This window comes from Rhodococcus sp. SJ-3, from assembly GCF_051918125.1.
Taxonomy (GTDB): domain Bacteria; phylum Actinomycetota; class Actinomycetes; order Mycobacteriales; family Mycobacteriaceae; genus Rhodococcus.
In genome coordinates this window covers 1,541,846-1,560,327 of sequence record NZ_CM123306.1, presented here as the reverse complement: position 1 = coordinate 1,560,327, position 18,482 = coordinate 1,541,846, and the positions used below count along the sequence as shown (strand labels likewise).

Sequence of the window (18,482 nt, the reverse complement as noted above, 5' to 3'; positions counted from 1 at the left end):
ACGTTCTTGGAGGAGCTCAATGTCCACAACAGCGGGACGGATCCTGCCGGAGGTCACCGCGGAGTCGCGGGACTTCTGGACCGGGGGATTCGACAACGAATTGCGCATCTATCGATGCCGTTCATGTAGTGGGTGGATCCATCCGCCGGTCGGGGCCTGCTGGCGGTGCCGGAGTCGGGACGTCGGTCCCGACGTCGTCTCGGGCCGGGCAACAGTTGCGGCCTTCACCGTGAACCATCACCCTTGGTTCCCCGCATTTCCGCCACCGTATGTCATTGCGGCAGTCGAACTCGAAGAGCAGCCGGATGTGCGTTTGACCACGTGCCTCGTCGACGTCGAGGTCGACGACGTCGAGGTCGGCATGCAGGTCGAGGTCGTATTCGAGAAGCATGACGACGTAGCTCTTCCCTACTTCAGGCCGGTGACCGCATGACCTTCGTTGACGACCGTGCTGTGATCACTGGTGTAGGACAGTCTCAGATCGGCCGACGGATCGGCCGTACGGGGATCGATCTCGCCCTCGAAGCTGCTGAGCGTGCGGTTGCTCATGCAGGCCTGTCGTTCGACGACATCGACGGCGTCGCAAGTTATCCCGGACCCGTGCACGCGGAAGGCGGGTTCGTCGGCGCCACCACCCACGACGTTCGCGACGCCTTCGGGTTGAAGACCCGTTGGCACGTCAGCGGTGTGGAAACCTCCGGCCAGGCCGGAACTCTCCTGGACGCGGCCGCAGCCGTTGCCACCGGCCGCGCAACCCATGTGCTGTGCTTCCGCTCGGTATGGGAAGCGACCGCGCAGGCCTCGGGCCGCGCCGCCGCCCTGACCTCCAAGTCGACTCGTGCCGGAGGCCACGCGGAGTTCCGTCTGCCGTTCGGCGCGGCATCGCCGGCGAACTGGATCGGTATGTATGCCCAGCGCTACATGCACGATTACGGCTTGACGCGTGAGCAGGTCGGTAAGCTCGTCATCAATGCCCGACGGAACGCGGGTCTCAATCCCGATGCGATCTACCGGGATGCGATGACAATGGACGACTACCTCGGCGCACGTCTCGTGTCGTGGCCGCTCGGACTGTACGACTGTGACGTGCCGTGTGACGGCGCGACCGCGATCGTTGTGTCGCGGAAGGAAGCGGCCACCGGCTTGGCGAACACTCCGCTTCACATCGAGGCCGCGGGATCGGCGCTATATCAACGGCACACGTGGGATCAGCGGCAAGATCTGACCACTATGGCCGCGCATGATGTCGCCACCGAGATGTGGTCCACCACGTCGCTCACCCCGAAAGACGTAGACTTCGCGACGCTCTACGACGGATTCAGCTACCTGTGCACTCAATGGATCGAGGCACTCGGGTTCTGCGAACACGGCAAGGTCGGGCAGTTCCTGGACAACGACGACTATTACCGCCTGGAAGGCGAACTGCCGATCAACCCGCACGGTGGTCAGCTTTCCGCCGGACGTCTCCACGGGTACGGATTCCTTCACGAAGCCTGTGTACAGCTATGGGGTGAAGCCGGCGATCGCCAGATTCCCAAAGACGTCGAGATTGCCGCAGTCGGCATCGGTGGGGGCCCGGAAGCCGGATGCATACTGCTTCGCCGCGAGGCGTGACGAAGACGAAGACAATTTTCGCGCCCCGGCGCATCGCTCTACTCAGGAGACCGGAAATGTCGATATCCGAACCAATCCCCGCAGGTGCGATACCACCGCCGCCGGTTGCGGTGAAGGAACCGCGCGGCAAGCGTTTCCGAGGGGGCCGCAAGTGGCGTGCGCTTCGTACGAATCGGGCTGCGATGGTGTCGCTGGCCTTCCTGGTTCTACTGGTCCTCGTAGCGGTCTTCGGTTCACTACTGATGACGCACGACCCCAACGCGCAGGCTCTGGGAGATCGGTTGCAGGGCCCTACCGGAGAACACTGGCTCGGCACCGACGGCTACGGGCGGGACGTATACAGCCGCCTGATCGATGCAACGCAGGTCGTGGTCCTGGCTATTGTGCAGGCGATGGCGCTCGCTGCCGTTGTCGGCATTCCGCTGGGTTTGCTGGCAGGGTTGGTCGGTGGGCCGGTCGATGCGGTTCTCAGCCGCATTGCGGAGGCCCTGCTCGCACTGCCTCCGTTGATCCTGGCGTTAGCGGTCGTCGGTGTGCTCGGGCCCGGCTTGACCAACGCGATGATCGCGGTCGGTATGCTCCTCGCACCCCGACTGTTCCGAATCTCTCGATCCGAAGCGCAAGCGGTGAGCGGAGAGTCCTATATCGAGGCATGCCGAAGCGTGGGGTGCTCGAACTTCCGGCTCCTCTGGCGACATGTACTGCCGAATGCCAGTTCCGCGCTGATGATTCAGGTAACCTTCGGCGCCGGTATCATCATCATCGTCGAAGCGAGCCTGAGCTTCCTAGGACTGGGCGTCGAGTCTCCGCAGGCCAGCTGGGGTTCCATGCTGCAGGACGCATTCCAGAACGTCAGCGTCTCGCCGAGCTTCATGATCGTGCCCACAATGGCGATCGTACTGACCGTCCTCGCGTTGTCGACCTTCGGCGACGGCATGCGAGACGCCTTCGAAGGACGTGGAGCCAATGGCTGATCAGACGAAAGATACAGGCAACACCGCCCTGCTCGATGCGGCAGAAGGCGCCGCGGGGAACATCGGACTCGGGGACACTGTCCTCGAGGTACGAGATCTTTGCGTCGACTTCAACACTCCCCATGGCTGGTCCAGGGTTGTCGACAATGTGAATTTGACGCTCAATCGCGGGGAAACCTTGGGCCTCGTCGGAGAGTCGGGCTCAGGAAAGACCGTTACCTCGCTCGCGGTGATGGGGCTGCTCACCGGTCCTCGGGTGAAGGTCACGGGTTCCGTCAAGCTCGCGGGTCAGGAGTTGGTCGGTCTGCCCGCACGAGAAATGAACCGACTGCGCGGCAAGTCGATCGGAATGATCTTCCAGGAACCTCGTCGGTGCCTCAACCCCGCCTTCACGGTGGGCGACCAGATCGCCGAGGTCGTGCGGAGACATCGTACCGATTCCTCCCGTAAGGAGGCGTGGGCACGTGCGGTCGAAATGCTGGACTTGGTGGGAATCCGGCAACCGGACAAGCGCGCAGACGATTATCCTCACCAGTTCAGCGGCGGTATGTGCCAGCGTGTCATGCTCGCGATGGCATTGGCATGTGAGCCCGTAGTCCTGATCGCGGACGAACCGACCACTGCGCTCGACGTCACTGTGCAGGCACAGGTTCTCGCGCTCCTCACTGAGCTCCAGGACCGGATGGGACTCGGCGTCCTGTTCATCACCCACGATCTGGGAGTGGTCGCCGAGACCTGCGATCGTGTCGCGGTGCTCTACGGCGGCCAGGTGATGGAGATGACCGACGCGGAAGGGCTCTTCTACGATCCACAGCACCCGTATACCGAGGGACTTCTAGCGTCTACGCCCGATGCGCAGATTCGTGCAGAACGACTGCATGCAATTCCAGGAACCGTGCCTGCACCGTGGGATTGGCCAAGCGGGTGCCGCTTCCATCCGCGTTGCAGCTACGCACAGGATGGCAGGTGTGATCAGGGCCAGGTTGCACTCGGCGGTCCCGGTGATCACTTGGTGCGGTGTGTTCGCGCCGACGAGCTGAGTCTGGAAGGAATCGTGGAATGAATCCGATCCTCGAAGTCGAGGGGCTGATGAAGTCCTTCGTCAAGAAACGCAACATCTTCGGCTTGCCAGCGGAGCGGACGCATGCCGTCAAGGATGTGTCGTTCACCTTGGAGAAGGGCCGCACCCGAGCCATTGTCGGTGAATCCGGCGCGGGCAAGTCCACCGTCGGACGCATGGTGTTGCGACTCGCTGTCCCCGACGAAGGATCGATACGCCTGTTCGGTGACAACATACTGGAAATTTCTGCAGCACAAGCGCGGAAGCTCCGCCGTCGCGCAACCATGATCTTCCAGGACCCGTTCAACTCGCTCGATCCACGCATGTTGATCGGTGAGTCGGTTGCTGAGCCGCTGGTCCTGCACACCTCTCTCAACCGTGGTGAACGTGAGCAGAAAGTGGCAGAGTTGCTCGAACGCGTAGGTCTGCGTCAGGACCAGATCGAGAAGTATCCGCACGAGTTCTCCGGCGGCCAATTGCAACGAATCGCGATCGCGCGTGCGCTCGCAACCGAGCCCGAGCTCATTGTGTGCGACGAACCGGTCGCGGCCCTTGATGTATCCATCCAGGCCCAGGTTCTGAACCTCCTGCAGGATCTTCAGTCGGAGCGCGAGATCAGCTATCTGTTCATCTCCCACGACCTCGCTCTGGTAAAGATGTTCGCTCACGACGTGACGGTGATGCGCCGTGGTGAGATTGTCGAATCAGGGCCTACTGAGCAGATTTTCGACGACCCCCGAGAGACATATACCAAGGAACTGTTGTCCGCGATGCCCGTCATGAATCCCCGTCGGCGAGCGACTCGCAAGGCGGTCGCCACGCCGAGTGCCTGAGCCGACTGATCTACCTATGAGGCGTGGTGTGTCGGGCGCAAAACGAGCACTATCGAATCGAAACGAATGAAAGTGTCAACGGTGCACATCGTTGGTCTTGGTACGTCGGCAAAACCGGCGCCTGACATACCTTCCCAATCCCGAGGAGTCCGGTCGTGTTGAAACTCGTCGTCAGTCGAATCTTTGCAGCGATTCCGCTGCTCCTGCTTGTCGCATTTCTGTCATTCGTTCTACTCGAATTCGCGAACCGCGGGACCGACCCTGCCGCGCGTATCGCCGGCGAGGGTGCGAGCCCGGAGCAGATCGCAATGGTCCGGGAGAACCTGAATCTCGATTCGCCCATGATCGTCCGTTACGTGGATTGGGTCTTGGATGCGGTGACCGGCGATCTCGGAACTTCGCTCTACAGTGGACAGGCCGTAACAGACGCTCTGATGGAACGGATCTGGCCGACGGCATCCCTGGCGCTGTGGGCGATCGTGTTGACGATTGTCATCGGTATTCCGTTGGGGGTGTGGGCGGCGGTACGTCAGGGTTCGTTGGTGGACCGCTTCGTCACGACCCTGGCTTCCCTGTTGATGTCCGTGCCACCCTTCGTGCTGGGGTTGGTCCTGGTGATCACGTTCGCGATCACCCGAGCATGGTTGCCCGCTACCGGATACGTGTCCTTGGCCGAAGGTGGATTCATTGAGTGGTCGCGTCATCTGATCCTCCCCGGACTTGCGTTGGCGGCGGTCTCGGCCGCTGAAATGGCCCGTCAGACCCGGGGATCGATCGTCGATACGCTGTCCAAGGACTATGTTCGGACGGCCCGAGCCAAGGGCTTGGGCGAACAGTCGGTGTTGTGGAAACACACCATGAAGAATTCTGCGGTGTCCATCGTGACCGTTCTCGGGCTGCAGATGGGGCGCATACTCGGTGGCGCCGTGACAGTCGAATTTGTCTTTGCGATCTCGGGACTGGGGATGCTTGGCTACACCGCTGTGATCCAGCGAGACCTGCCGATGGTGCAGGGTGTGGTGATTGTGAGCGCGATTGTCGTGCTCGTCTGTAACTTGCTCGTCGATATGTCCTACGGATACTTGAATCCTAAGATTCGCACCTAGTTCGGATCCGGGTCGCCGAGATCTTATCAGGTCCGTGCATTTCCGTATTCGACTCTTGACCGGGCACGGAGCAACGCTGTACCCGAGTTATTAATTGCGTTATTGATTCTGCGTAGTCTTTTCGCACCACCATCGTTGGGATGTGCGCGCGATCGGGTTGTCCGGTCGCTCGGGGACTCGTACCCTTGCCGCGCAATCGAAGTCCGACGCCCTGTTCATCGAAAGAGAGACCTGTGGACATGAGAATCCGAAATGGATTGTCTGCTAGGGCGAAAGCGCTTGTCGGCGCAGTCGCTTTGGCCGTGACAGTTACCGCCTGCGGTGGAAGTGGAGAGACCACTTCGACAGCATCGGCCGGCGACCTTGATCGCAATGCGACCCTGCGGATGGCATGGACGCTGGCTCCGGGCAACCTGGATCCACACCAATCCGGGAACTACCAAGTTGATTTCAACTATCTGTCTCCTGTGTACGACCGCTTGACCGTTGTGGTCGCGGGTCCCTCGGTGGAGCCGATGCTGGCAGAGTCGTGGGAGTACTCGGCGGATGGTACTTCCGTCGACTTCACTCTGCGCACCGATGCGACCTTCCATGATGGCACTCCGGTGAATGCTGCTGCGGTGGTCAAGAGCCTGAGCAGAGCCCGTGATCCGCAGCAGGCCAAATCGGCCAACACCCTGGCGATGGTGACTGACGTTCAAGAAATCGATGATCGAACTGTTCGGGTGGTGGCCAATCGCCCCGCAGTCGATCTGCCCGCAGTCCTGTCCAGTACCACGGCCGCGATCATCAATCCTGTCGCATTGGACAATGAGGTCGATCTTTCGGTCGAGATGGCGGGTTCGGGTCCGTATGTCCCGGAACAGATCCGGCGCGGCGACCGTATCGTCTTCAAACGCTACGACGGATACTGGGATCCGGAAGCGCAGAAAGCCGCAACGCTGGAGATTATCGGCATCGGTGACGACAACGCGCGTCTGAATGCGTTCCGGAGTGGTCAGATCGATGTGATGCTCGCCAAGGCGGGCCAGACCGACGACCTGCAACCGCTGATCTCGCAGTCCCAGTACGACATGTACGCGTACCCGGTCTCGCAATTTTATGCGGTCCAGCTCGACATCGGTCAGCCGGAACTGCAGGATCCGAAGGTTCGACGGGCGCTGAACTTTGCGATCGACCGCGAGGGCATCAACGCCGGACTGTTGAACGGCCAATGCGCTCCGGTCTACCAGCCGATTCCGGAAGGCGTGGACGGTCACAACGGGTCGTTGGGCGAGGCATACGCCTACGATCCGACGGAGGCTCGTCGACTGCTCGAGGAGGCAGGCGCAGACGACATCACCCTCCGGTTGATCACGGTGGCGGGTCTGTCGCCGCAGCAGGAGATGGCCACGGCTATCCAGGCACAGCTCGCGGAGGTTGGGGCGAAGGTTGAGATCGTGCCCCTGCCGACCGCCGACGCACAGCTTCGCATGGGCGAGGGCGGTTACGCGCTCCTCAACCCGCGGTTGGCGTATCCCACGCCGGCTCAGACTCTTCAGACGAACTACCTGACGGAACTGCGTTTCCCGACACCGCCGTCGCAGGAGTTCCAGGATGCCGTCGTCAAGTCGTTCGATCCGAATATCAGCGATGCCGAGCGGACCGAGCTGTATTCCACGGCCTCCACCATCGCCTCCGAAGACGCCTACGATCTGTTCGTGTGTGGTGTCCCGACTCAGGTGGCCTTCACGAATAAGGTCGTCGGAGTGGAGGAGGGCGGGCAGGCCGACTTCGTCGGCATCGTCGATCCCCGTTATATGGGAATCGCTTCCTGACCGAGAATTGACGGGGACCCGGATGCGTACAGGCGCGGCCGGGTCCCAGCTTCTGTCTAGAGATCTCGATCATCGGATGGGTGCATCGGTGATCTGCGGGTTGTCGAGTCGCGAGACTGGGAGCGCGGCAAGCACCCGGTCGAAATGGCTTGTCGTGAGTAATTACATTACTAGTCTTGCGTCATGTGATTGTGATCACTAATGTTGTTGCAGCGCGGTCGATCGGGTCCTTCAGCAGAGCTGGGACTCTGCATCCTGGGATAGCGCTTCTCGACACCACCCAGTTCGCCGAGAGAGAGACGTGTGGAATGAGAATCCGGAATGGATTGTCTGTCAGAGTAATAGCCTTAGCCAGCGCGTTGACTGTGGCTGTGGTCGCTACCGCGTGCGGGGGCAGTGGCGCGGCCGGTTCGGACGCCTCGACCGGCGCGATCGACCGCAACGCAACTCTGCGGATGGCATGGACGGTGGCACCTGCGAATCTGGACCCCCATCAGTCAAGCAATTACCAGGTCGATTTCAACTATCTGGCGCCCGTGTACGACCGATTGACGGTGATTGTCTCAGGCCCCGAAGTTGCGCCGATGTTGGCCGAGTCGTGGGAGTACTCGGAGGACGGGACTTCTGTCGACTTCACTCTGCGCACCGATGCGACTTTCCACGATGGCACTCGGGTGAATGCTGCTGCGGTGGTCAAGAGCCTGAACAGGGCCCGTGATCCGCAGCAGGCCAGGTCCGCGCCGTCCTTGGTGATGGTGACCGACGTTCAAGAAATCGATGATCGAACTGTTCGGGTGGTAGCCAATCGCCCCGCAGTCGATCTGCCCGCAGTCCTGTCCAGCACCACGGCCGCGATCATCAATCCTGTCGCATTGGACAATGAGGTCGATCTTTCGGTCGAGATGGCGGGTTCGGGTCCGTATGTCCCGGAACAGATCCGGCGTGGCGACCGTATCGTCTACAAGCGCTACGACGGATACTGGGATCCGGAAGCGCAGAAAGCCGCAACGCTGGAGATCATGGGACTAACAGACGACAACGCGCGCCTGAATGCGTTCCGGAGTGGTCAGGTCGATGTGATGCTCGCCAAGGCGGGCCAGACCGACGACCTGCAACCGCTGCTCTCGCAGCCCCAGTACGACATGCACACCTACCCGGTCGCCCAGTTCTACGCGGTCCAGATCGACATCGGCCAGCCAGAACTGCAGGATCCGAAAGTTCGAAGGGCGCTGAACTTTGCCATCGACCGTGAAGGCATCAACTCGGCCCTGTTACAGAACCAGTGCCAGCCCGTCTATCAGCCGATTCCGGAAGGCGTCGACGGTCACAGCGAATCTCTTCAGGACGCATACACTTTCGATCCGGAGGAGACGCGCCGGCTGCTCGAAGAGGCCGGCGCGAAGGATATAACCCTCCGGTTGATCACGGTGTCGGGTCTGTCGCCGCAGGCGGAAATGGCCACCGCGATCCAGGCACAGCTCGCGGAGGTCGGTGTGAAGGTCGAGATCATTCCGCTGCCGAATGAGGAGGCACAGATTCGTATGGGTGAGGGCGGCTACGCGCTGATCAATCCACGGCTGGCCTACCCGACCCCGGCTCAGACTCTGCAGACGAACTATCTGACGAAAGTTCGTTTCCCGACACCACCTTCGCAAGAGTTCCAGGATACGGTTGACAAGGCGTTCGATCCGAACATCGGTGACGCAGAGCGGACCGAACTGTATACCATGGCATCCACGATTGCTTCCGAGGAAGCCTACGATCTGTTCGTGTGCGGTATCCCGACTCAGGTAGCTTTCACGGACAAGGTCGTCGGAGCGGACGAAGGTGCCCAGGCAGACTTTGTCGGCATCGTCGACACCCGGTACATGGGTATCACTTCCTGACCGACAGGCGAGGGTTGTCCGCCGGCGCACGCGTGGACGGACTACCGCGTAGTCGAAATCGGTTCCCGACTCGGAGGTTCAGGCTTATGCCGCTGTTCGCTCGCAAGACCGGATTCGGCACCGGAGCACCCGGTGTTTCGGTCCTCACTGCACTGATCGCTGCAATGCTTTTGCTGGCTGCATGCGGTACATCTGCCCAGGATATTGGTTCGCGGGAGGTGAACCGAGAGGGAACTCTTCGGGTGGCGGGGAACGTCGTGCCGAATAATCTGGATCCGCACCAATCAGGCAACTACACAGTCGACTACCCATTTCTTTCGCCGGTCTACGACCGCCTCACTCAGGTGATTTCCGGTCCGGAGATCGTGCCGATGCTGGCGGAGGAATGGACTTTCGCGGAGGACGGCCGGTCGGTGGACTTCCGGCTCAGAGACGATGCCGTCTTTCACTCGGGTAACCCCGTCGATGCAGATGCAGTTGTCGGGAGCCTCGAGCGCGCGCGTGATCCACAACAGTCGAGGGTTGCCGGTCGCTTCGACATGGTGGAATCCGTACAGGTAGTCGACGACCGTACCGTGCGCATCACAACGAGTCGTCCAGCGTTGGACTTGTTGTCGGTTCTCGCGACCACGGAGTCGGCAATTGTCGATGTGGACGCGATGGCGAGCGGACTGGACATCTCGAAGGAGAGCGCGGGGTCGGGACCATACGAGTTCGACCAGGTGCGGCCAGGTGACCGGATCACCTATGTGCGCCACGAAGGGTACTGGGACTCGGAGGCGCAGAAGCCCGTCAGATTGGAATTGATAGGCCTACCCGACGACAACTCCCGTCTGAATGCGTTCCGATCGGGCCAGGTCGACGCGATCAAGGTCGATCCGGATCAATACGACGAGTTGCAGTCGGTGGTTACGCAACCGGGCTTCGAATTACACGAGTACCCGATCGTCCAGTCGTATGTGCTGTATCTCGACATCGGTATCCCGGGTCTCGAAGACAAGAGGGTGCGTCAGGCGTTGAACTATGCGATCGATCGTGAGTCCATCAACAATGCCCTGCTGAACGACAGGTGCCCACCGCTCACCCAACCGCTCCCGGTGGGTCTCGACGGCCACGACGCCGGCGCGGCGAACCTGTATCCGTACGATCCGGAGCGCGCCCGGCAACTGCTCGAGGAATCGGGGGCGCGCGACAACCTGCCGATCCGCATCATCTACGTGGCCGGTGCCTCGCCGCAACAGGAGATGGCGACGGCTGTGCAGGCTCAGTTGCGTGACGTCGGAGTGGACGTGCAGCTGGCTCCGATCCCGGCCGTGGACGCGCAGGCAACTTTCCGAACCGGTGGCTACGGACTGCTGAACATCTTTCTGTCGGCGCCGACTCCCGGCCAGACTCTGCTGACGAACTATTTGGCGGACTTCCGATTCCCGACCCCGCCATCGCAGGATTTCGCCGACACGGTGGTGCGGTCGTTGGATCCGTCGTTGTCGGATGACGAGCGTACCGCGCTCTACGAGACCGCTTCGGGAACGGCTGCGGAAGAGGCGTACAGCGTCTTTCTGTGCGGTTCACCGACGATGGTCGCCTACACGTCAGACACAGTCGGGATGGACTCACTCGGCCACGCCGATTTCACGAGTATCTTCGACGTCCGGTACGCCGGCGTGACGTCGTGAGCAGTGGTCGGGAGACCCGTATGCGCGTGATCCCGGTCGACGATCACCTGAGCGAACCGCCCGACGTGTGGACGAATCGCCTGCATAGCAGCTGACCGTCCACCCTGATGGGACAGTGCCCGCCCCCCTCCGGGCGGGCACTGTGCGTTCGGTGTCGTTACGCGGGCAGGGCCTGCATCATTCCACCGTCCAGCTCATAGGTGCTTCCGGTGATGAACGAAGCCTCGTCCGACAGCAGGAATGTCACGAGATCGGCGACTTCTCGGGGCGTACCCATCCGTCCCATGGGGATGAGCGAGGCCCACTGTGCCTGTAATTCGGTGGGGTACGACAGGATCTTGGGTGTTGCGATCGTTGCAGGCGCGACGGAGTTTATCCGTATTCCTTCGCTCGCGTAGTCGATTGCAGCAGTACGCGTCAGTCCGATGACTCCGTGCTTCGATGCGGAATAGCCGGCCATCCGGGTTGCCGATTTCAGGCCGGAGCAGGAACTGACGTTGACGATTGCGCCTGTTCCGTGTTCGACAAAGTGCCCGAGTTCTGCGCGCATGCAGAGAAAAGTACCTCGCAGGGTGACATTCGCCGCTGTATCGAAATCCGCGGGGGCAATCTCGTGCAGCCGTGCCTGCGGGTGCGAGAATCCGGCGTTGTTGACGGCGAGATGCAGCCCGCCGAACGAGTCGATCGCGACGCGGATCATGTTTGCGACATCGGATTCCTCGGATACGTCTGTGTGGCAGAAGACCGCCCGGCCTCCTGCTCCCGTGATCTCGTCCGCTACTCGATTGCCGCCCGGTTCGGAGACGTCCGCGATCACCACCGCTGCTCCCTGGGCGGCGAGCGTCTGTGCACAGGCCTCGCCGATGCCGCTTCCCGCGCCCGTGACGATCGCTACCTTGCCTTCGAATCGCATCATTTCTCCTCGGCGGTCTGCTACGTATATGTAGCTCACATCGACACTTTGCCCGGATCGCGGCAGTCGGTGACCGAGCTACCTTCGGCGCGCCCCAGCTTCAATGCAGGGTCGCTGATGCCACTGTCCGCGAACGGCGGGATGGGAGGGCGGGGGAGGTCCTCGCTGACAGCACCTTTCTTCTCCAGAAGCTTGTGCCAGCCTTCGAGGTCGCCGCCGAAGAACTTGCCGGTGCCCATGATGACGCAGTAGAGAACAGCGCCCTCGGCACCTGCCTCCCATGGCCCGAACATGTCGCCCCAGTCCAGCATCATGTGGGTGCCGGTGCCGTAGCGATTTCCGTCGCCGTCGATCAGTTCGCCCTTCAAGACGAAGATCGTATGATCACCATGATGCCCATGGTACGGCGCGAGCGCTCCGGGTTCCCAAACGTTGTAGAACACCAAGTATCTGGGTGTGTACTCGATCCACTTCTCCCAGATCGATGCAGTGTGGCCGTCGTCGAAACGGAGTCGCATGGCTTCGAACCACGGCACGTCGTCGAGATGTTTGATCAAAGGTCCGCCGCGCATGATTGTCCTCCTGGATGTGGTGTGCTGACTCGCGATCGGTTCCTCGTGAACCTCGGCTGATACCGAGACGCTGTGCACGGATTCGTGATGCTTACCATGATCGATCTCGTGGGGTCAACGAAAATGATTGCAGGAGAGTGCTGTTTAGGAATCTCCCTCGGCTCGGTGCGGTTCCGACGAGATGACCTCGATGACGGTTTTCCCGACCGACTGCCGGCTTGCCACCGCGGCCATCGCCGCGGCGGTGTCGTCCAACGGGTATCGAGCATGGATGTGGGGCCGGATCCGGCCTGCGCTCCAGAGTTCGGTGAACTCGGCGCGGTCCCGGGCAGCGCTTACGGGATCGTGCTGGGCGAAAGTTCTGATTTCGAGGCCTTTGATCACTGCACCTTTGAGGAGCACGAGATTCAGTGGAATGGAGGGAATCTCGCCGCTCGCATATCCGAGCGTGACGTACGTGCCTCCCCAGGCGAGCTCGCGGAGTGCGGGTTCTGCACACGGGCCGCCAACCGGGTCGACCACCACCTGGAGCGCTCCCGGGCCCACGGCCGCGCGGATGCCTTCCCTCACATCACCTCCGGCGTAGTCCACAACATACCGAGCTCCGCGGGCACGGGCGGCGTCCAACTTCTCGATGGTAGATGCGGCCGCGATTACGGTGGCACCGAGGGCAACCGCAAGTTCGACTGCGGCAAGACCGATGCCCCCGCCCGCTCCGAGAACGAGGACCAGGTCGCCGGATCGGACCTGAGCGATCGACCGTAAGGCATGGTATGCGGTGAGGTGGCAGACCCATGTGGCCGCCGCTTCGGCGGAGGTTACCCCGGCTGGGACCGGAATTGCGGAGGATTCCGGTACAACGACGTATTCCGCAAAGGCACCCGGTGCGAGTGCGGCGACTCGGTCACCCGGGAAGAATCCGGTTACGTCGGCACCGACGGCGGTGACGACCCCTGCGCACTCGTGCCCGGGTACGAATGGCAACGGTGTCGTCGTCTGATACCGCCCGGCGATCATGAGGGTGTCGGGAAAGTTGACGGCCGCGGCCTCGACCGACACGAGCAGTTCGTGTGCGGCCGGCGACGGTCTCGCGACTGTGTCGATCGTGACGGCATCGGGGCTGCCGAGCTCGTGGATCCGTGCGGCACGCATCATCGGGCTCATTCGCGTACTCACTATCTGCCTCCTTGGTTCCGGTGCGTACCTGTCCGTGCGCTCCGACCTGCGCATTCGGCATCCAAAACTCGCTAGTAATTGTGTTTCGTCATTTGAGTAATTAGATTACTCGATATGACCCAGGACACGCACACCACTTCAGGGGGCGCGCTGGCGCCCACTTCCCTCGACGTCGAGGCACTCAGCCGCTGGATGGACCGGGAAGGTCTGCCTGGGCACGGGGAGCTCGCACAGGCCCGCACGCTGTCCGGCGGATCGCAGAACGAACTGTTCGAGGTCGTCCGCGGCGGCGAAAAGATGGCACTGCGTCGACCCCCCGGCTACGCAGTCGAGGGTCGCGCCAAGGTACTCATGCGCGAAGCTCGGCTTCTGAAGGCACTGGCGGGCACCGATGTTCCCCATGCCGCACTCCGCGGGGCGACCGCCGATACTTCGGTGATCGGCACCCCGTTCTACATGATGGATCTCGTCGATGGGTGGAGCCCCATGGGCGGCGGCTGGGCCCCGCCCTTCGACACCGATCTCGAAGCAAAGGGCCAGCTCGGCCTCGAACTGGTCGACGGCGCTGCCCGTATGGCTCGGGTCGACTGGAAGGCACAGGGCCTCGAAGACTTCGGCAAGCCCGAGGGCTTCCTCGATCGCCAGGTCGATCGTTGGCTGTCACACCTGTCGGGATTCAAGTTCCGCGAAATTCCCGGCCTCGAAGAGACCGCCGCATGGCTGCGCAAAAACCAGCCGACCAGCTTCCGCCCCGGAATCATGCACGGCGATTACCAGTTCGCCAACGTGATGTTCCGCCACGGGAAGCCCGCAAAGCTGGCAGCGATCATCGACTGGGAGATGGCCACGATCGGCGACCCGCTGCTCGACCTCGGCTGGGTTCTCGTCTCCTGGGGGCCCGAGGGCGACGCGATGAAGCACGCCCGCTACCTCAACTACGAGGGCATGCCCTCCCGTGACACGATGCTCGAGCACTACGCCACTGTCAGCGGTCTCGATGTCTCCGATGTGGACTACTACGTGATCCTGGCGCGGTTCAAGCTCGCGCTCGTCCTCGAAGCGAGCGTGGCTCGCCACGCAAAGGGTGAAGCCGACGACCGGGTCGCCCGATTCGGCCCCATCGTGCTCGAACTCATGGAGTTTGCGGCGTCGCTGTCCCGGCAGGTCACCCTGCGCTGACCGTCCATCCATACATTCAACCTCTAGGAGCCGTCATGGCGTGGGATTTCGACACCGACCCCGAGTTTCAGCAGAAGCTGGACTGGGTGGCTCAATTCGTTCGTGACGAGGTCGAGCCGCTCGACCTCGTCTGGCCGTACGACAACTACAAACCGCTCGACGACGAGCACCGCAGGATCGTCGACCCGCTCAAGCAGCGCGTACGCGAGCAGGGACTGTGGGCCTGTCACCTCGAACCGGCGCTCGGCGGTCAGGGATACGGGCAGCTGAAGCTTGCGCTGCTGAACGAAATTCTGGGTCGCTCCACATGGGCACCGACAATCTTCGGAACACAGGCACCCGACACGGGCAACGCCGAGATCATCGCGCATTTCGGTACGGAAGAGCAGAAGGCGCAGTATCTTCAACCGCTGCTCGACGGTGAGATCTTCTCCTGCTACTCGATGACAGAGCCCCAGGGTGGCGCGGACGTGGCCGGCTTCCAGACCACCGCGGTCCGTGACGGCGACGAATGGGTCATCAACGGACGGAAGTTCTTCTCGTCGAACGCCCGCTACGCCACTTTCTGCATCGTGATGGCCTACACCGACAAGGAAGCCGGCCCGCACAAGGGTATGTCGATGTTCCTCGTACCCACCGATACACCGGGTCTGACCATCGAGCGGAACTTCGCGCTGATCCACGAACCGGAAGAAGAGGGGTCGGAGGCGCTCATCGACTATGCCGACGTGCGCGTGCCGTCCACCGCGTTGCTCGGTGACGAGGGTCGTGCCTTCGAGGTCGCACAGGTGCGCCTCGGAGGCGGACGTGTGCACCACGCCATGCGCACCGTCGGCCTGGCCCAGCGAGCTCTCGACATGATGTGCGAACGCGCGCTGAGCCGCACGACTCGCGGCAAACCGCTGGCCGATCGCGAAACCGTGCAGACCTACATCGCGGAGTCCTACGCCCAGCTGAAGCAGTTCCGCCTGTTCGTCCTGCAGACAGCCTGGCTGATCGACAAGACCAAGGACTACTCGCAGTGCCGCACCGACATCAGTGCGATCAAGTTCCTGACACCGAAGGTGTTGCACGACATCGTCCAACGGTCGATTCAGGTTCACGGAGCACTCGGCGTCACCCGCGCTACACCGCTGCACAAGATGTGGGTTACCGCGCCGGCTATGGGACTCGTCGATGGTCCGACTGAAGTGCACCTGCGACAGGTGGCCCGTGGTGTGCTCAAGGGACAACAGGGTACGGACGGCGCGTGGCCCACCGAGTTCCTGCTCGACAAGGTAGAGGCCGCGAAACGCAAGCTCGGATTGGTGTGACGTCGATCCGAATCAGCATCGTCCCGGCGGACGACGCCGCCCCAAAGGTTGAACCACAGTGGAAGAATGAGACTGGAGGAGGCCCAATGCCGAGGATCGAACCGATTCCGTTCGACGAGCTCGATCCGGATCTGCGCAGTCGATATGCTTCCGGTCTCGAAGCGGGCCGCTACACGACGGATGTTCCGCTGCGGATCTACGCTTATGCAAAGACATACGCGGTGGCGAGCGATGAGCGCTACCGGCTGACCTTCCGGCAGGGGCTACTCGATGTGCGCTTGGAGGAACTCCTGCGTATCCGAAGCGCACAGATCAACGGGTGCGGAGCGTGCTCGGCGTCCCGCAAGAATGCGTCGATCTCCGATGAAGACGTTACCTGTATGGCCGGGCCGCTGGAGTCTGCGGGATACTCCGAACGGGAGAGACGCGCTCTGAAGTTCTTGGATGCGTTCAACCGCGATCATCATGCGATCGGTGATCACGACCTGCTCGAGTTGGCCGAAGTGTTCACAACAGCTGAAATCGTCGAACTGGGACAGATGTGCGCCACCTTCATCGGTACGCATCGGTGGACACATATTCTCGACGTGTTGGACGATTCGGAACCTGTACTGAAATTCGACCCGTCCGAGATCGATCGCCCAATTACTCACCGTGTGCGGCAGCAGTATTCGGAGCATTGACGATTGCTGCGCGTTCCGCCTAATCTGACGGCAGTGTCGTACATGGTAATCCGTGTGAAGCGTTTTGGGACAGAAGGATACGTATGAGCACAGGAATCGTGCTGGTGCACGGTGGACAACACACCGGCCGTTGCTGGTCGCGGACAGTGGATGAACTGAAGATGCTGCAGCCGGATCTACCTGTGCTGGCGGTCGACCTGCCGGGCCGTGCGACCAACCCTGCGGATCTCGCCGAAGTGGGCATTGCCGAATGCGTCGCGTCTGTTCTCGAGGACATTCACGAAGCGGAGTTCGACGACGTTGTCTTGGTTGCCCATTCGATGGGCGGTGTCACAATTCCCGGTGTAGCGGCCGAACTCGGATCCGAACGGGTGCGCAGCATGGTCTTCATTGCCGCCGCCGTTCCACCGAACCGATGGTCGATCCTCGAGAATCTTCAGGGCAGCTTGCAGGGCCAGGTAGGGGAGCGGGTGACGTCCAGGGTGACCGAACCCTTTCCCCGCGAAATGGCAACAGAACTATTCTGCAACGGGATGACCGACGAGCAAACCGAATTCACGCTGTCGGAGTTGTGTGCGGAAAGCTCACGGCTCGCTACGGAACGCGTCGACAGAAGCGCGATGCCGCAGGGAGTCCCTCGGGTGTGGGTGCTCACCGGACACGATCGTGCGATGCCGCCGGCACAACAACGCCAGCACATCGACAATCTCGGTGGTGTCTCCGAAGTCGTGGAGATCGAAAGCTGCCACGACGTGATGATCAGCGAACCTGCCGCGCTGGCCCGGGTAGTGCTCGAGTGCGTCGAGCACTACCCGGCGCCGTCCGGTAAACGGGATTCCCAGACCTGAACCGGATTTACGACTCCGACTAGATCCACAGCGGTGTGCCTCCGCTTACCTTGAAGGTCTCGCCGGTGACGAACGATGACTCGTCCGAGCACAGGTAGAGCATCATGGCGACGATGTCCTCGGTCCGGCCGAGACGATGCACGAGCTGCCGGTCTTCGACGATGGAGTCGACAAATGGCTGAGGGAGATCGGCCAGAGCGCTGTCCGTCCCGATCAGGCCAGGGGCGATAGCATTGCATCGGATACCCGCGGAGGCGAAGTCGTGGGCCAGCGCGATCGTGAGGGCACGAACTGTCAGCTTGGACACGCCGTACGCGGTAATCGGGTTGTATGCTGCCATCGACGAAATATTGACGACCGTGCCGCCCCCCCTCGACCGCATGGCTTCGAGGCATGCGATCGAGGTGTTGACGATGCCGAACACGTTGACGTCGAACAGAGCTCGTACGTCCTCGCGGCTCATTGTCGAGAAGGGCCGGCTGTAGCGGGTCAGGTGCAGACCGGCGTTGTTGATGAGAATGTCGATCCCACCGAACGCTTCCGTTGCTCGTGCCACGGCACGCGCAACGGTTTTCTCGTCGGCCACATCGCAATGGACCGCCAGTGCTTCGAAGCCGGCTTCTTTCAGTTCCTCGGCTGTATTCTCGGCGCGGGTTCCATCGATGTCTGCGACCACCACCGCCGCGCCTTCGGCCGCGAGCGATCGGCAGAATGCTGCGCCGAAGCCCTGTGCGCCGCCGGTGACGAAGGCGACCTTGGCGTCGAATCTTCTCATCGGAAGTCCGTCCTTCCGTCGATGTGTACGGTCTGCCGGATCGTGAAGTGCGGGGCG

General features: G+C 61.7%; 17 protein-coding genes. 13 read left to right on the top strand and 4 right to left on the bottom strand.

The annotated features are described in order from the left end of the window. Window positions 1-19 precede the first annotated feature (19 nt). From ACTDXD_RS06960 to ACTDXD_RS06920, 9 genes are all read left to right on the top strand, one after another. Window positions 20-433, top strand: a complete 414-nt coding sequence (locus ACTDXD_RS06960) for a Zn-ribbon domain-containing OB-fold protein (protein ID WP_132472072.1) — start codon at window positions 20-22, stop codon at window positions 431-433. After that, on the top strand, window positions 430-1,614 hold the full coding sequence (locus ACTDXD_RS06955) for a thiolase family protein (protein ID WP_132472073.1): 1,185 nt from the start codon (window positions 430-432) through the stop codon (window positions 1,612-1,614). Before ACTDXD_RS06960 ends, ACTDXD_RS06955 begins: the two co-directional genes overlap by 4 nt. A 56-nt stretch (window positions 1,615-1,670) precedes the next feature. After that, window positions 1,671-2,588 (top strand): ABC transporter permease, encoded by a 918-nt coding sequence (locus ACTDXD_RS06950; protein WP_241997152.1) that lies wholly within the window; start codon window positions 1,671-1,673, stop codon window positions 2,586-2,588. Further along, complete coding sequence (locus tag ACTDXD_RS06945) at window positions 2,581-3,651, top strand: ABC transporter ATP-binding protein (protein ID WP_132472074.1); 1,071 nt, start codon at window positions 2,581-2,583, stop codon at window positions 3,649-3,651. Before ACTDXD_RS06950 ends, ACTDXD_RS06945 begins: the two co-directional genes overlap by 8 nt. Continuing rightward, window positions 3,648-4,481, top strand: coding sequence for an ATP-binding cassette domain-containing protein (locus ACTDXD_RS06940; protein WP_440126359.1), 834 nt, complete (start codon window positions 3,648-3,650; stop codon window positions 4,479-4,481). Before ACTDXD_RS06945 ends, ACTDXD_RS06940 begins: the two co-directional genes overlap by 4 nt. Window positions 4,482-4,636: 155 nt before the next feature. Continuing rightward, window positions 4,637-5,587 carry an ABC transporter permease gene (locus tag ACTDXD_RS06935; protein ID WP_132472076.1) on the top strand — a complete coding sequence of 317 codons (951 nt, stop codon included), beginning with the start codon at window positions 4,637-4,639 and terminating at the stop codon, window positions 5,585-5,587. A gap of 386 nt (window positions 5,588-5,973) precedes the next feature. Next, complete coding sequence (locus ACTDXD_RS06930) at window positions 5,974-7,404, top strand: ABC transporter substrate-binding protein (protein ID WP_440126358.1); 1,431 nt, start codon at window positions 5,974-5,976, stop codon at window positions 7,402-7,404. A 185-nt stretch (window positions 7,405-7,589) separates the two neighbouring features. Continuing rightward, a complete protein-coding gene (locus ACTDXD_RS06925; protein ID WP_440126357.1) occupies window positions 7,590-9,290 on the top strand; it encodes an ABC transporter substrate-binding protein in 1,701 nt (566 codons plus the stop codon). 257 nt (window positions 9,291-9,547) lie between these two features. Continuing rightward, a complete protein-coding gene (locus tag ACTDXD_RS06920; RefSeq protein ID WP_440126356.1) occupies window positions 9,548-10,966 on the top strand; it encodes an ABC transporter substrate-binding protein in 1,419 nt (472 codons plus the stop codon). A gap of 157 nt (window positions 10,967-11,123) precedes the next feature. Here ACTDXD_RS06920 and ACTDXD_RS06915 read toward each other — a convergent pair whose 3' ends face one another. From ACTDXD_RS06915 to ACTDXD_RS06905, 3 genes are all read right to left on the bottom strand, one after another. Continuing rightward, window positions 11,124-11,882 carry an SDR family NAD(P)-dependent oxidoreductase gene (locus ACTDXD_RS06915; RefSeq protein ID WP_440126355.1) on the bottom strand — a complete coding sequence of 253 codons (759 nt, stop codon included), beginning with the start codon at window positions 11,880-11,882 and terminating at the stop codon, window positions 11,124-11,126. 32 nt (window positions 11,883-11,914) lie between these two features. Beyond that, the gene (locus ACTDXD_RS06910) at window positions 11,915-12,451 is read right to left on the bottom strand and encodes a cupin domain-containing protein (protein WP_199233232.1); all 537 of its coding nucleotides are present in this window, start codon (window positions 12,449-12,451) and stop codon (window positions 11,915-11,917) included. 144 nt (window positions 12,452-12,595) lie between these two features. Next, window positions 12,596-13,603 carry an NADPH:quinone oxidoreductase family protein gene (locus ACTDXD_RS06905; protein ID WP_440127560.1) on the bottom strand — a complete coding sequence of 336 codons (1,008 nt, stop codon included), beginning with the start codon at window positions 13,601-13,603 and terminating at the stop codon, window positions 12,596-12,598. A gap of 138 nt (window positions 13,604-13,741) precedes the next feature. Here ACTDXD_RS06905 and ACTDXD_RS06900 point away from each other — a divergent pair, with 138 nt between their 5' ends. The 4 genes from ACTDXD_RS06900 (at window position 13,742) to ACTDXD_RS06885 (ending at window position 17,650) form a co-directional block, all read left to right on the top strand. Further along, window positions 13,742-14,806 (top strand): phosphotransferase family protein, encoded by a 1,065-nt coding sequence (locus tag ACTDXD_RS06900; RefSeq protein ID WP_132472079.1) that lies wholly within the window; start codon window positions 13,742-13,744, stop codon window positions 14,804-14,806. A 35-nt stretch (window positions 14,807-14,841) separates the two neighbouring features. Next, window positions 14,842-16,119, top strand: coding sequence for an acyl-CoA dehydrogenase family protein (locus ACTDXD_RS06895; RefSeq protein ID WP_330150278.1), 1,278 nt, complete (start codon window positions 14,842-14,844; stop codon window positions 16,117-16,119). Window positions 16,120-16,205: 86 nt separating this feature from the next. Next, window positions 16,206-16,802 carry a carboxymuconolactone decarboxylase family protein gene (locus ACTDXD_RS06890; RefSeq protein WP_330150277.1) on the top strand — a complete coding sequence of 199 codons (597 nt, stop codon included), beginning with the start codon at window positions 16,206-16,208 and terminating at the stop codon, window positions 16,800-16,802. 83 nt (window positions 16,803-16,885) lie between these two features. Beyond that, window positions 16,886-17,650, top strand: a complete 765-nt coding sequence (locus ACTDXD_RS06885) for an alpha/beta fold hydrolase (protein ID WP_330150276.1) — start codon at window positions 16,886-16,888, stop codon at window positions 17,648-17,650. Between the two features lie 19 nt (window positions 17,651-17,669). Here the strand turns inward: ACTDXD_RS06885 and ACTDXD_RS06880 are convergent, their stop codons facing one another. Further along, window positions 17,670-18,425, bottom strand: a complete 756-nt coding sequence (locus tag ACTDXD_RS06880; protein WP_330150275.1) for an SDR family NAD(P)-dependent oxidoreductase — start codon at window positions 18,423-18,425, stop codon at window positions 17,670-17,672. Window positions 18,426-18,482 lie beyond the last annotated feature (57 nt).

Excerpts from the sequence above, each read along its gene's own strand:
- ACTDXD_RS06960 (WP_132472072.1), top strand. The coding sequence starts at position 20 with ATGTCCACAACAGCGGGACGGATCCTGCCGGAGGTCACCGCGGAGTCG.
- ACTDXD_RS06955 (WP_132472073.1), top strand. The coding sequence starts at position 430 with ATGACCTTCGTTGACGACCGTGCTGTGATCACTGGTGTAGGACAGTCT.
- ACTDXD_RS06950 (WP_241997152.1), top strand. The coding sequence starts at position 1,671 with ATGTCGATATCCGAACCAATCCCCGCAGGTGCGATACCACCGCCGCCG.
- ACTDXD_RS06945 (WP_132472074.1), top strand. The coding sequence starts at position 2,581 with ATGGCTGATCAGACGAAAGATACAGGCAACACCGCCCTGCTCGATGCG.
- ACTDXD_RS06940 (WP_440126359.1), top strand. The coding sequence starts at position 3,648 with ATGAATCCGATCCTCGAAGTCGAGGGGCTGATGAAGTCCTTCGTCAAG.
- ACTDXD_RS06930 (WP_440126358.1), top strand. The coding sequence starts at position 5,974 with ATGGCATGGACGCTGGCTCCGGGCAACCTGGATCCACACCAATCCGGG.
- ACTDXD_RS06915 (WP_440126355.1), bottom strand. The coding sequence starts at position 11,882 with ATGATGCGATTCGAAGGCAAGGTAGCGATCGTCACGGGCGCGGGAAGC.
- ACTDXD_RS06910 (WP_199233232.1), bottom strand. The coding sequence starts at position 12,451 with ATGCGCGGCGGACCTTTGATCAAACATCTCGACGACGTGCCGTGGTTC.
- ACTDXD_RS06905 (WP_440127560.1), bottom strand. The coding sequence starts at position 13,603 with ATGCGTGCCGCACGGATCCACGAGCTCGGCAGCCCCGATGCCGTCACG.
- ACTDXD_RS06900 (WP_132472079.1), top strand. The coding sequence starts at position 13,742 with ATGACCCAGGACACGCACACCACTTCAGGGGGCGCGCTGGCGCCCACT.
- ACTDXD_RS06895 (WP_330150278.1), top strand. The coding sequence starts at position 14,842 with ATGGCGTGGGATTTCGACACCGACCCCGAGTTTCAGCAGAAGCTGGAC.
- ACTDXD_RS06890 (WP_330150277.1), top strand. The coding sequence starts at position 16,206 with ATGCCGAGGATCGAACCGATTCCGTTCGACGAGCTCGATCCGGATCTG.
- ACTDXD_RS06885 (WP_330150276.1), top strand. The coding sequence starts at position 16,886 with ATGAGCACAGGAATCGTGCTGGTGCACGGTGGACAACACACCGGCCGT.
- ACTDXD_RS06880 (WP_330150275.1), bottom strand. The coding sequence starts at position 18,425 with ATGAGAAGATTCGACGCCAAGGTCGCCTTCGTCACCGGCGGCGCACAG.